Raw genomic sequence first — 10,703 nt, forward strand, 5'->3', positions numbered from 1 at the left:
CCCCCGCCCTGGAGCCCTCCGACCCGCGCCATCCCGGCCGCGATCGGCGTTACCGGGAGCTCAGCCCGGAGGAACTGCCTCTGGGCGAGTCCCTCAAGGACACCGTCGACCGATTCCTGCCCTACTGGACCGCAACCATCGCCCCTGCTGTCCGGCAGGGCTCCCGCGTGCTCATCGTGGCTCACGGCAATTCCCTGCGCGCCTTGGTCAAATACCTGGACCGGGTGAGCGACCAGGACATCGTGGGTCTCAACATTCCCACCGGTATCCCCCTGGTCTACGAGCTGGATTCGAACCTCGAGCCCCTGCGCCACTATTACCTTGGTGACCCGCAAACCGTGGCTCAGGCCGCCCAAGCAGTGGCCAACCAGGGCCGAGCCCGCTGAACGGCGGCCGCTCCAGGTGCAACGCTTCCTCGCTGTGGCGCTCGCGGGGTGCGTCGCTTTTTCAGCCCAGGCCGCGCCGACGAAGGACGAGCTCGGACAGCTGCGCCAGCGCTTGCAAGCGCTGCGCCAGGAGCTGGAGAAGAACGAAGGTTCCAGGAGCGAGGCCGCCGACGCCCTGCGCAGCGCCGAACGAGCAATTAGCGAAGCCACCCGGAAGCTGGCGGCGCTGGCGGCGCGGGAGCGGGAGATCGATGCCCGGCTCGCCGCCCTAGACGAAGAAGCCCGCCGGGTCAAGCAGGCCGTCCGGGGACAACGGGAGATCATCGGCCGGCTTCTGCGGGAACAGTACCGGGCCGGCCCGCAGGAAAGCTTACGTCTGCTTCTCAACAGCGAAGACCCTAACCAGATCGCCCGCCACCTCCACTACCTCACCTATCTCGCCCGTGCCCGAACTGAACGGGTCCGGGTGCTGAAGGAAGACCTGGACCGGCTGGCTCGCCTGCAGGGGGAGGCGCAAGCGGAGCGCGACCACCTGGCTCGGGTGCTGGCGGAGCAGACGGCCGAGCGCGAGCGGCTGGAAAAAGAGCGGGAAGAACGTAAAGCAATCCTCGCCCAGCTTGCCGAGAAAATCCAGGAACAGCGCCGGCAGATCGACACCCTCAAGCGGGACGAGGCGCGACTCTCCCGACTGGTGCAGCGGCTGGGCAAGGCGCTTGCGGAGCGCAAGCCGCCTGCCCTGCGTAATCAAGCCACCCCCGATGCTTCCCTGGACGGCCGGGCCTTCGCGGAGCTCAAGGGGCGACTGCGGCTTCCCGTTCCGGGGGAACTCGCCCATCGCTTCGGTAGCCCAAGGGAAGGCGGACTCACCTGGAAGGGCTTGTTCATCCGGACGCAGCCCGGGCAACCGGTGAAGGCCATCGCCGCCGGCACGGTGGTGTTCGCCGATTGGTTGCGGGGTTTCGGGAATTTGCTGATACTGGACCATGGGCGGGGCTTCATGAGCCTTTATGGATTCAACGAAGCCCTGCTGCGGGAAGTGGGCGAGCAGGTAAAAGGGGGGGAGTTGATCGCCCAAGCCGGTAACACCGGCGGCCATTCGGAAACGGGGCTATACTTTGAGATTCGACACGAGGGGAAACCGCTCGATCCGTTGGAATGGGTGACGCTACATTGACCGAGCGGGCGCTTCTTCTTGGGGGTGGCGGGCACGGAAGGCGTCGCGTGCCGCTGCGAGGAGTTGGAGTAACCGGTAATGCGTAGCAAATTGCACCAAATCGTCCTGGTTCTGGCAGGAGTGGTGACGGGCATTTTCTTAAGCCTGCACTTCTCGGCCGTGGCCAACAAAGACGCCTTGACTCCCCTGCCGGTGGAGGAGTTGCGCGCCTTCGCCGAGGTCTATGGCCGCATCAAGAGTGACTACGTGGAGCCGGTGGACGACAAGAAGCTCATCACCGAGGCCATCAACGGCATGCTGACGGGTCTGGACCCCCATTCTGCCTATCTGGACCAAGAGGCGTACAAGGAGCTTCAGGTCGGCACCCAGGGCGAGTTCGGCGGCCTCGGGATCGAGGTCGGAATGGAGGACGGCTTCGTGAAGGTCATCTCTCCTATCGAGGACACACCGGCCCACCGGGCGGGCCTGAAGGCGGGTGACCTGATCATCAAACTGGACGATACCTCGGTGAAGGGCATGTCCCTCAACGAGGCGGTTAAGCGCATGCGCGGCAAGCCCAACACCCAGATCACCCTCACGGTGCTGCGCAAGGGGGAAGCCAAGCCCTTCGTGGTGACCATCACCCGGGCCATCATCAAGATCCAGAGCGTCAAATCTAAGCTGATCGAGCCGGACTATGGCTATATCCGCATCACCCAGTTCCAAGAGCACACCGGAGAAAACCTGGTGAAGGCCGTGCAGAACCTGTACAAGCAGAATGAGCGGGATCTCAAGGGGCTGGTGCTCGATCTGCGCAACGACCCCGGAGGGCTTCTGAACGGGGCCGTCGCAGTGGCGGCGGCATTCCTGCCCAAGGACGTACTGGTAGTCTATACGGACGGGCGCACCGCAGACGCCAAGATGCGCCTTACCGCCAGCGCCGAAAATTATCTGCGGGGACCCTACCGCCGGGATTACCTCAAGGACTTGCCGACCCAGGTCAAATCCGTGCCCATGGTGGTTCTGGTGAACGGGGGTACCGCCTCGGCCTCGGAAATCGTGGCCGGTGCCCTGCAGGACCACAAGCGGGCCGTGGTCATGGGCACCCCCACGTTCGGCAAAGGCTCGGTCCAGACTATTCTGCCCCTGGGCAACAACACGGCCATCAAGCTCACCACCGCCCGCTACTACACGCCGAGCGGTCGCTCGATCCAGGCGAAGGGCATCGAGCCCGATATCTTGGTGGAGGATCCAGCCAGCTCAGATTTCGAGGCCCTGCGGCTGCGGGAAGCCGACCTGGAGCGACACTTGTCCAACGGCCAGGACGAAGGCAAGAAGGATAAGCCGAGCCCGGCGGGCAAGGAACCCGCCGCCAGCCCGCAAAGCGACAAACCAAAGGACGGGGCACCGGATAGCGCGGAGCGGCGCAAGCCCACGGAGTTCGGCTCCAAGGACGACTACCAGCTCACCCAGGCCCTCAACCTCCTCAAGGGGCTTAACATCATCGCCAAGTAGCAGCCCGGGCGGGTGACCCCGCGTCCAGTTTGGCGCTACCATGGGAGTGGCACCCTTCGCCCGTGGCCGGCGGGGTGTCCGCACCCATGGTGCCCGACGACCGTCACAAGCAACGGCTTCTCGTGTTCCATCCCTTGCCGCCCGGCCAGGCACAAGCGGCTGCCGCCTTGCTCGGCCGCATCCACGGGTTGAAGGTACGCTGTGAGCCCGATGGGCTGTCGCTGCAGGTGGAGTACGATCTGCCCGAATTCACCCTCCAGGGTATTGAAGAAGCCTTGATTGGTCACGGCTTCCACCTGGACGGTTCCCTTCTCTCACGGTTGCGGCGGGCCCTCATCCACTACTGCGAGCAAGTACAGTGCGAAAACCAAGCCGCAGAGGGGGAGCGCTGCCAAAAATGCCGCGCCATCTGGGTGCAGGCCTACGAACATCACCCCCACGGCGATGCGGACGAGACACCGGAGGAATGGCGAGCGTATCGATGACAGGACTGAAACGGTTCAAAATAAACCCCTTGCATGCCACAGCACGGGCCAAGGCGGCGCACCCTGTCCGCTGCGACGCACAGGCACACCCATGAACGATCAGCAGCTTCTCCGCTACAGCCGGCACATCCTGCTGCCCGAGATCGGTATCGAGGGTCAGGAACGCATCCTTGCCGCCCATGCCCTGGTGATCGGCGCCGGCGGCCTAGGTTCCCCCGTGGCCCTGTACCTCGCCTCCGCGGGCATCGGTACCCTCACCCTGTGCGACGGCGACCAGGTGGACCTCACCAACCTCCAACGCCAGATTGTGCACCGGAGCGACGCCCTGGGACAGCCCAAAGTGGAGTCGGCCCGGCGCACCCTCGCTGCCATCAACCCGGAAGTGCGGGTCGAGCCCGTGGCCCAGCGCCTCGATGGCGAGGCGATCGACCGGCTCGTAGAGAAGGCCCATGTGGTGGTGGACTGCAGCGACAATTTTGCCACGCGACACGCCATCAACCGGGCATGCGTGGCCCACCGCCGCCCTTTGGTCTCAGGAGCTGGGGTGCGCTTCGATGGTCAGGTGGCAGTGTTCGACCTGCGCCACGCGGACAGCCCCTGCTACCACTGCCTGTTCCCGGAGGAGGCAGAAGCGGAGGAAACCCGCTGTGCGGTGATGGGGGTATTCGCGCCGCTGGTGGGCATCATCGGTGCAGTGCAAGCGGCCGAAGCGCTCAAGCTGGTGGCGGGCGTAGGCGAGCCCCTCGCCGGCCGGCTCCTGCTGCTTGACGCCCTCGCCATGGAGTGGCGCGAGGTCAAACTCAGAAAAGATCCTCGCTGTCCCGTGTGCAACCGGCAGCCCGCCGCAGCCCTTGTGTAGGCCGGCTGCTCATCGGTCCCCCAGCAGCTCGGCGCGCTGGCCGCTCCAGTATTCCATCGGATCACGCTTGAAACCGCTCTTGGCGTACTGGTGCCAGCGGCCTACCACGTAGCTCATGATCAGGTTGGCCCGGGCGGTGGGATCGGCCGTGCCGTCGATCTCCCCCTGACCAACGGCAAAACGCAGCGCCTGCCTCAGGCTCGCCTCCAGGCGGTCATGGAGCTGATTAACTCGGCCCTGGAGCCGACCGTCCTCATAGACCAGGGCATCGCCAATCAATACTCGCGTCATCCCCGGGTTCTGGCGCGCGAAACCGAGCAGCAGGGAGACCATGCTCTCCAGCTGGCGTTTTCCGCTGGGCTCCTCCGTGGTGATCTTGTTCACCAGCCCGAACAGGGTCTGCTCGATGAACTCGATCAGGCCTTCGTACATCTGGGCCTTGCTGGCGAAGTGCCGGTAAAGGGCAGCCTCGGACACCTTAAGCCGGGCTGCCAGCGCCGCCGTGGTAATCTTCTCCCCCCGTGGTTCCTCCAGCATCTGGGCCAGAGCTCGTAGAATTTGCAACCTTCTTTCGCCGGGCCTCGCTGGCATCATCGCCTCCCCCGTGCCGCGCCGCTCCCCGTCCGTTATATCAGCAAGTGCAGCCTGCGCGGAAGCTCCGGCAGGGAGTCGATCTTGACATCGACGTACCGGGGCAGCCGCCTGGAGCGGGTCACCCACACCGTGCGCATTCCTAGCCTTTTTGCGGTACGCAAGTTCTGTGGGGTGTCGTCCACCATGATGCAGCGCCGCGGCGACAGCCGATACCGGTCGAGAAGCCGGCGGAAGCCGTAGACGTCCGGCTTGGGACGAAACCGGGTATGCTCGATGGAGAACACATCGTCGAAGTACCGCCCGATGTCCAGGAGCCGTACCACTGCCCGTGCGTAGTGTGCCGGCGCATTGGAAAAAACGATCTTGCGACCGGGCAGGCGCCGCAGAACGCCGTGCAGGTTCGGCGCCCGGCGCAGCATCCGCTCGAGTTCCGGGAACTGATGGGTATGCCACAGGAAATGGCGCGGGTCGGTGCCGTGGTGGCGCATGAGTCCTAACAGGGTCGCCCCGTAGCGCTTCCAGTAAGCAACGCGTAGGGCCTGGGCGGCTTCCCGGTCGAGATCGAGATGGGCCTGCAGGTAGGCCGTCATGCTGCGGCTCAAATGGGGAAAGATGTGGGGCGAAGCGTCATGGAGGGTGTTGTCCAGGTCGAAGATCCAGGTGAAGCCCCGCATCGCCAACTGAACTGCCGGCCCGCGTGTTCCTGGGCGGCGCCTAGCGAGCCTTGATCAGGGTGCCAACCCCTTCGTCCGTCAGCACCTCGAGGAGCACGGCGTGCTCCACCCGCCCGTCGATGATATGTACTGATTTGACACCGCTGCGCGCCGCGTCCAGGGCCGCGGCGATCTTGGGCAGCATGCCGCCCGAAAGCGTGCCATCGGCGACCAGGGCATCCACCTCTTTGGGAGTGAGCCCGGTGAGGAGCCTGCCGTGCTTGTCCAGCACACCTGGGGTGTTGGTGAGCAAGATCAGCTTTTCGGCGCGCAACACCTCCGCCAGCTTGCCGGCCACCACATCGGCATTGATGTTGTATGCTTCGCCCTCGGCGCCGACCCCGATCGGGGCAATGACCGGAATGAAGTCGCCCTGGTCGAGAAAAGCAATCAGGCTCGGATCGACGCTCACGATCTCGCCTACTTGGCCGATGTCGATCGACTCCTCGGCGTTGTCGCGGTTCGGCATGAGGAGCTTGCGGGCGCGGATGAAGGCTCCGTCCTTGCCCGTGAGCCCCACCGCCTTGCCGCCGTGCTGATTGATGCGGTTGACGATTTCCTTGTTCACCAGCCCGCCCAGCACCATCTCCACCAGATCCATGGTTTCCCGGTCGGTCACGCGCATGCCCTGGACGAATCGCCCTTGCTTGCCCACCCGGGCGAGTAGCTCGTCGATCTGGGGTCCACCGCCGTGCACCACCACCGGGTTCATGCCCACCAGCTTGAGCAGCACCACGTCTCGGGCGAAACCGTTTTTCAGGTTCTCGTCGATCATGGCGTTGCCGCCGTACTTGATGACGATGGTCTTGCCATGGAAGCGCCGGATGTAGGGCAGCGCTTCAGCGAGAACCCGCGCTTTTTCGCGGGCGCTGGCAGGCGTCAGGCTCATGGGGGCAAGGTCGGGGAAATGGGCTCGCAGCGCAGGGAAAACCTGTCTTTATTCTACACCGCCGCCGGACCACGCGCGGGGGTGCCGCCAGCGCGTGGCCCGTGCCCCACGCCTCTTGGAATCCCGCTACGAGATGGTCAGCCGGCGGCCGCTGGAGGCTGTGCGCTTGGGCAGGGTAAGCTCCAGCACGCCGTCGACGAAGCGGGCACTCGCCGCCGCCTCGTCCACTTCCTGTCCGAGGGAAAAGGCGCGGAAGAGCTTCCCGTAGTAACGCTCTCGGCGCAACACTTTCTCGTTCTGCTTTTCCTCGCCGTTTTTCTTCACTTCCGCGGCGATGGCCACCTGATTACCGTTGATAGTGACCTGGATGTCGTCTTTTTTGACGCCCGGCAGCTCCGCCAGCACGGTATACTTCTGCTCGTCTTCCTTGACGTCCATCCTGAAACGAGCGGGCTCACGGCTCTCCAGGCTCATCGGCCGGATGAAAAATCCCTGCAGCAGGTCGTCCAGTTCTCCAAAAGGGTCAAAGCGGGTGATGTTGGCCATGGGTGCCTCCGTCGGTGCGGGTGGATAGATGGTCATCTGCTTATCTAAATATGCGCTGGATCGCCTGTTTCAAGGCCGTTTCGAAAAAAGCCGCGGTGGCGCACCGGTCCTGAAACCTTTGCCGCCGGGGTGCGGTCTGTGGAAAAAGCGCACGTCTCTCGGCAGCCATGTCTAGGGCCGTTCGCTTCAAGCCGGTATAATATATTTTTTTACCCATGGCACGCCTCCTTACCGCCCTTCTTCTCACCAGCTTTTTCCTCCACGCCCAAGCCCAGACGCCCGGGGCGCCCAAGGCGCCACCCGTGGCAGCCAAGGCGTGGGTGCTCATAGACTTTTATACCGGCCAAGTGATCGCCGGGGAAAACATGCATGAGCGCATGGAGCCAGCCTCCTTGACCAAGCTCATGACCGCTTACCTCACCTTCTCGGCGCTCGAGCAAAAACAATTGCGCCTCGACCAGACGGTCGCGGTATCGCGAAAGGCCTGGCGCGCCGAAGGCTCCCGCATGTTCATCGAGCCCGGCAAGCCGGTGACGGTGGAGGAACTGTTGAAGGGTATGATCGTGCAATCCGGCAACGACGCCTCCATCGCCCTGGCCGAGGCCGTCGCCGGTTCCGAAGAGGTCTTCGCCCAAATGATGAACCGGGAAGCGGCGCGGCTCGGCCTCAAGAACACCCACTTCGTCAATGCCACTGGGCTGCCCGACCCCCAGCAATATTCCACGGCCTACGATGTCGCCCTGCTGGCAGCCGCGTTGATCCGTGATTTCCCGGATTTCTATACGCTCTATTCGCAAAAGGAGTACACCTATAACAACATCCGGCAGGCCAATCGTAATCGTCTGCTTTGGACCGACCCCTACGTGGACGGAGTCAAGACCGGCCATACAGAGGCCGCCGGGTATTGCCTGGTCGCCTCCACCCGCCGGGACGGCCGGCGCCTGATTTCGGTGGTCATGGGAACGAGTTCCGAGACCGCCCGGGCAGTGGAAAGTCAGAAGCTGCTCAACTGGGGATTGCAATTCTTCGACACGGTGCGGGTGTACCAGAAAGGGCAAGAGGTGGCGGTGCTGCCGGTCTGGAAAGGCAAGGAAAACTCCGTCAAGGTGGGCTTTCAGAACGACCTCTACCTGACCCTTCCCAAGGGCCAGGCAGAGCGGATCAAGGCCGCCCTGGAGCGGCAGGAGCCTTTGATCGCCCCGGTGGCCGCGGGCCAGAAGGTGGGAATCCTGCGCCTCACGGTGGATGGCCAGCCCTTGGGAGAGTATCCGGTGGTAGCCTTGCAGAACGTTCCGGTGGCCAACGTCTTCGGCCGCGCATGGGACAGCCTGAAGCTCTTGTTCAACTGAGACGTGCCATGATCTATCTGAACGGCCAGTTCATGCCCCTGGAAGAGGCGCGCATCCCAGTCCTGGACCGCGGCTTCATCTTCGGCGACGGAGTCTACGAGCTGATCCCGGTCTATTCCCGCCATCCTTTTCGCCTGACCGAGCACTTGCAACGGCTCGATGCGAGCCTGAAGGAAATCCGGCTGCCCAATCCCCATACCGTCGACGAATGGGCGCGCCTCGTGCGAGAAGTCATCGCCCGCAACCCCTGGGAAGATCAGAGCGTGTACCTGCAGGTAACCCGAGGTGTGGCCCCGCGCGACCACGCTTTCCCCGTGGGCGCCGATCCCACCGTCTTCCTCATGGCGAACCCCCTGTCCACCCCGCCGCAGGAGCAGGTGGAAAAAGGGGTCGTCTGCGTCACCGCTGCCGACAACCGCTGGCTCCGGTGCAACATCAAGTCTATCTCGCTGCTAGCCAACGTGCTGTTGCGACAAGTGGCGGTCGACGCGGGGGCGGTGGAAACCATCCTGCTGCGAGACGGCTTCCTCACTGAGGGGTCGGCAAGCAACGTGTTCGTGGTGCGCGGGGACACCCTGCTCACGCCGCCCAAGAATCACTTGATCCTACCGGGCATCACCTACGACGTGGTGCTGGAGCTAGCCGCCTCCGGCGGCATCCCTTCCGAGGTGCGCGAGGTGTCGGAATTCGAGCTCCGTTCCGCCCAGGAGGTGATGCTCACTTCCTCCACCAAGGAAATCCTGGCGGTGGTAGAGCTGGACGGCCGGAAGGTGGGCAGCGGACGGCCCGGGGCAGTATTCCAGCAGCTTTACCGGCTGTATCAGGAGTTCAAGGCCCGGGTGATGCGAACGCCGGCGCCGCCCCAGGCCCTCACCGGCTAAAGCCCAAGCCCCATGGACGAGCCCGCCGCCGCCCTCGAATATCCGTGCGACTTTCCCATCAAGGTGATGGGACGAATGGAGCCGGGCTTCGCCCAAGCGGTGCTCGACATCGTGCTGCAGCATGCACCTGATTTCGATGCCGCGTCCATGGAGTTGCGTCCGAGCCGGCAGGCGCGTTACCTCAGTGTGACCTGCACCATCCGCGCCACCTCCCGGGAGCAGCTCGACTCCCTGTACCGGGCCCTGTGCGACCACCCGAAGGTGGTCATGGTGCTGTGACGAAAGAAGGCGTATGGGACGGGAGAGGCTGAGATCAGCGCAACTCGGCCGCGCGGCCGCAGTCACCGTGCCTGTCTCCGAAGGGCAAAGGCACGCGCTGACAACGGCCGATGGCACACCCCCTTTCGTGACGCGCAGGCTAGGGCGCGCCGATTACGTTTCCACCTGGCAGGCGATGAAGGCGTTTACCCTTGCCCGGCACCAGGACACCCCGGACGAGCTGTGGCTCGTGGAACACCCTCCCGTGTACACCGTGGGGCTAGCCGGACGGGCGCAGCATCTACCCCGCCGTTCCGATATTCCGCTGGTGCCGGTGGACCGGGGCGGCCAGATCACCTACCACGGCCCGGGCCAGATCATAGTCTACCTGCTTCTGGACCTGCGAAGGCTGAAGCTCGCCGTGCGCCCGCTCGTGCGATGCATGGAGCAGGCCGTGATCCAGCTCCTTGCCCGACGCGGCGTCGAGGCCCATGCCCGGGATGACGCACCGGGCGTCTACGTGGAAGGGGCCAAGATCGCGGCCTTGGGGCTGCGTATCCGCAACGGCTGCTGCTACCACGGACTGGCGTTCAACGTAGACATGGACCTCACCCCCTTCGAGGCCATCGACCCTTGCGGCTACGCGGGCTTACGCGTGACGCAAGCCCGTGACTGGGGACTCACCGAATCCATGGACAGCCTCGCCGCAGAGCTGGTGGAGAATCTAGCGAGCGCCCTGTATCGGAGGATCCGACCATGACCGGCGCCATCGATCGGGAAAAAGGTGCGGCCAAGACTGCCCGCAATCCCATCAAGATCGTGCCCCAAGAGGCGCTCCTCAAGAAACCCGCCTGGATTCGGGTGCGGGTGGGCAGCGGCGAGCGATTCCAGGAAGTCAAGCGGCTGCTACGCACCCAGAAGCTGCACACGGTGTGCGAGGAGGCTTCCTGCCCGAACATCGGCGAGTGCTTCGGCAAGGGCACGGCCACATTCATGATCCTGGGAGATGTGTGTACCCGCCGCTGCCCCTTCTGCGACGTGGCCCACGGCCGGCCCAAGCCGCCGGATCCCGAGG

Annotated in this window: 13 protein-coding genes and 1 pseudogene; 10 read left to right on the plus strand and 4 right to left on the minus strand. The window is 64.3% G+C overall.

The window, feature by feature from the left end:
• The 5 genes from V7Q81_RS11740 to V7Q81_RS11760 form a co-directional block, all read left to right on the plus strand.
• On the plus strand, positions 1 to 386 hold a 386-nt coding region (locus tag V7Q81_RS11740; protein WP_333843488.1), incomplete at its 5' end, for a 2,3-bisphosphoglycerate-dependent phosphoglycerate mutase.
• A 16-nt stretch (positions 387 to 402) separates the two neighbouring features.
• Positions 403 to 1,560 carry a murein hydrolase activator EnvC family protein gene (locus V7Q81_RS11745; protein ID WP_333843491.1) on the plus strand — a complete coding sequence of 386 codons (1,158 nt, stop codon included), beginning with the start codon at positions 403 to 405 and terminating at the stop codon, positions 1,558 to 1,560.
• 78 nt (positions 1,561 to 1,638) lie between these two features.
• Positions 1,639 to 3,054: a S41 family peptidase gene (locus V7Q81_RS11750; RefSeq protein WP_333843494.1), complete on the plus strand. Its 1,416-nt coding sequence runs from the start codon at positions 1,639 to 1,641 to the stop codon at positions 3,052 to 3,054.
• An 86-nt stretch (positions 3,055 to 3,140) separates the two neighbouring features.
• Positions 3,141 to 3,539, plus strand: coding sequence for a hypothetical protein (locus V7Q81_RS11755; RefSeq protein ID WP_333843496.1), 399 nt, complete (start codon positions 3,141 to 3,143; stop codon positions 3,537 to 3,539).
• A gap of 91 nt (positions 3,540 to 3,630) precedes the next feature.
• Positions 3,631 to 4,398 carry a HesA/MoeB/ThiF family protein gene (locus V7Q81_RS11760; protein ID WP_333843498.1) on the plus strand — a complete coding sequence of 256 codons (768 nt, stop codon included), beginning with the start codon at positions 3,631 to 3,633 and terminating at the stop codon, positions 4,396 to 4,398.
• Between the two features lie 9 nt (positions 4,399 to 4,407).
• On the opposite strand, the gene slmA is transcribed toward V7Q81_RS11760, so the two are convergent.
• The 4 genes from slmA to V7Q81_RS11780 form a co-directional block, all read right to left on the minus strand.
• Positions 4,408 to 4,989: a nucleoid occlusion factor SlmA gene (gene slmA, locus V7Q81_RS11765; RefSeq protein WP_333843515.1), complete on the minus strand. Its 582-nt coding sequence runs from the start codon at positions 4,987 to 4,989 to the stop codon at positions 4,408 to 4,410.
• A 35-nt stretch (positions 4,990 to 5,024) separates the two neighbouring features.
• Complete coding sequence (locus V7Q81_RS11770; RefSeq protein WP_333843499.1) at positions 5,025 to 5,666, minus strand: pyrimidine 5'-nucleotidase; 642 nt, start codon at positions 5,664 to 5,666, stop codon at positions 5,025 to 5,027.
• A gap of 40 nt (positions 5,667 to 5,706) precedes the next feature.
• Positions 5,707 to 6,594 carry an acetylglutamate kinase gene (gene argB / locus V7Q81_RS11775; RefSeq protein ID WP_333843502.1) on the minus strand — a complete coding sequence of 296 codons (888 nt, stop codon included), beginning with the start codon at positions 6,592 to 6,594 and terminating at the stop codon, positions 5,707 to 5,709.
• Between the two features lie 126 nt (positions 6,595 to 6,720).
• On the minus strand, positions 6,721 to 7,140 hold the full coding sequence (locus tag V7Q81_RS11780; RefSeq protein WP_333843504.1) for an Hsp20/alpha crystallin family protein: 420 nt from the start codon (positions 7,138 to 7,140) through the stop codon (positions 6,721 to 6,723).
• A 215-nt stretch (positions 7,141 to 7,355) separates the two neighbouring features.
• Here V7Q81_RS11780 and V7Q81_RS11785 point away from each other — a divergent pair, with 215 nt between their 5' ends.
• From V7Q81_RS11785 to V7Q81_RS11805, 5 genes and pseudogenes are all read left to right on the plus strand, one after another.
• Positions 7,356 to 8,489 (plus strand): D-alanyl-D-alanine carboxypeptidase family protein, encoded by a 1,134-nt coding sequence (locus V7Q81_RS11785; protein WP_333843506.1) that lies wholly within the window; start codon positions 7,356 to 7,358, stop codon positions 8,487 to 8,489.
• Positions 8,490 to 8,497: 8 nt separating this feature from the next.
• Positions 8,498 to 9,370 carry a D-amino acid aminotransferase gene (locus tag V7Q81_RS11790; RefSeq protein ID WP_333843508.1) on the plus strand — a complete coding sequence of 291 codons (873 nt, stop codon included), beginning with the start codon at positions 8,498 to 8,500 and terminating at the stop codon, positions 9,368 to 9,370.
• A gap of 12 nt (positions 9,371 to 9,382) precedes the next feature.
• The gene (locus tag V7Q81_RS11795; RefSeq protein WP_333843510.1) at positions 9,383 to 9,649 is read left to right on the plus strand and encodes a YbeD family protein; all 267 of its coding nucleotides are present in this window, start codon (positions 9,383 to 9,385) and stop codon (positions 9,647 to 9,649) included.
• Positions 9,650 to 9,824: 175 nt separating this feature from the next.
• On the plus strand, positions 9,825 to 10,388 hold the full coding sequence (lipB, locus tag V7Q81_RS11800) for a lipoyl(octanoyl) transferase LipB (RefSeq protein WP_442954827.1): 564 nt from the start codon (positions 9,825 to 9,827) through the stop codon (positions 10,386 to 10,388).
• Positions 10,385 to 10,703 (plus strand): annotated as a pseudogene (locus V7Q81_RS11805) (lipoyl synthase); the annotation flags it as partial. The gene lipB and the pseudogene V7Q81_RS11805, both read left to right, overlap by 4 nt.

Origin of the sequence: Pelomicrobium sp. (genome assembly GCF_036803785.1) — a bacterium.
Classification (GTDB): domain Bacteria; phylum Pseudomonadota; class Gammaproteobacteria; order Burkholderiales; family UBA6910; genus Pelomicrobium.

Excerpts from the sequence above, each read along its gene's own strand:
- V7Q81_RS11795 (WP_333843510.1), top strand. The coding sequence starts at position 9,383 with ATGGACGAGCCCGCCGCCGCCCTCGAATATCCGTGCGACTTTCCCATC.
- V7Q81_RS11770 (WP_333843499.1), bottom strand. The coding sequence starts at position 5,666 with ATGCGGGGCTTCACCTGGATCTTCGACCTGGACAACACCCTCCATGAC.
- V7Q81_RS11760 (WP_333843498.1), top strand. The coding sequence starts at position 3,631 with ATGAACGATCAGCAGCTTCTCCGCTACAGCCGGCACATCCTGCTGCCC.
- slmA (WP_333843515.1), bottom strand. The coding sequence starts at position 4,989 with ATGCCAGCGAGGCCCGGCGAAAGAAGGTTGCAAATTCTACGAGCTCTG.
- V7Q81_RS11755 (WP_333843496.1), top strand. The coding sequence starts at position 3,141 with ATGGTGCCCGACGACCGTCACAAGCAACGGCTTCTCGTGTTCCATCCC.
- V7Q81_RS11785 (WP_333843506.1), top strand. The coding sequence starts at position 7,356 with ATGGCACGCCTCCTTACCGCCCTTCTTCTCACCAGCTTTTTCCTCCAC.
- lipB (WP_442954827.1), top strand. The coding sequence starts at position 9,825 with ATGAAGGCGTTTACCCTTGCCCGGCACCAGGACACCCCGGACGAGCTG.
- V7Q81_RS11790 (WP_333843508.1), top strand. The coding sequence starts at position 8,498 with ATGATCTATCTGAACGGCCAGTTCATGCCCCTGGAAGAGGCGCGCATC.
- V7Q81_RS11750 (WP_333843494.1), top strand. The coding sequence starts at position 1,639 with ATGCGTAGCAAATTGCACCAAATCGTCCTGGTTCTGGCAGGAGTGGTG.
- argB (WP_333843502.1), bottom strand. The coding sequence starts at position 6,594 with ATGAGCCTGACGCCTGCCAGCGCCCGCGAAAAAGCGCGGGTTCTCGCT.
- V7Q81_RS11780 (WP_333843504.1), bottom strand. The coding sequence starts at position 7,140 with ATGGCCAACATCACCCGCTTTGACCCTTTTGGAGAACTGGACGACCTG.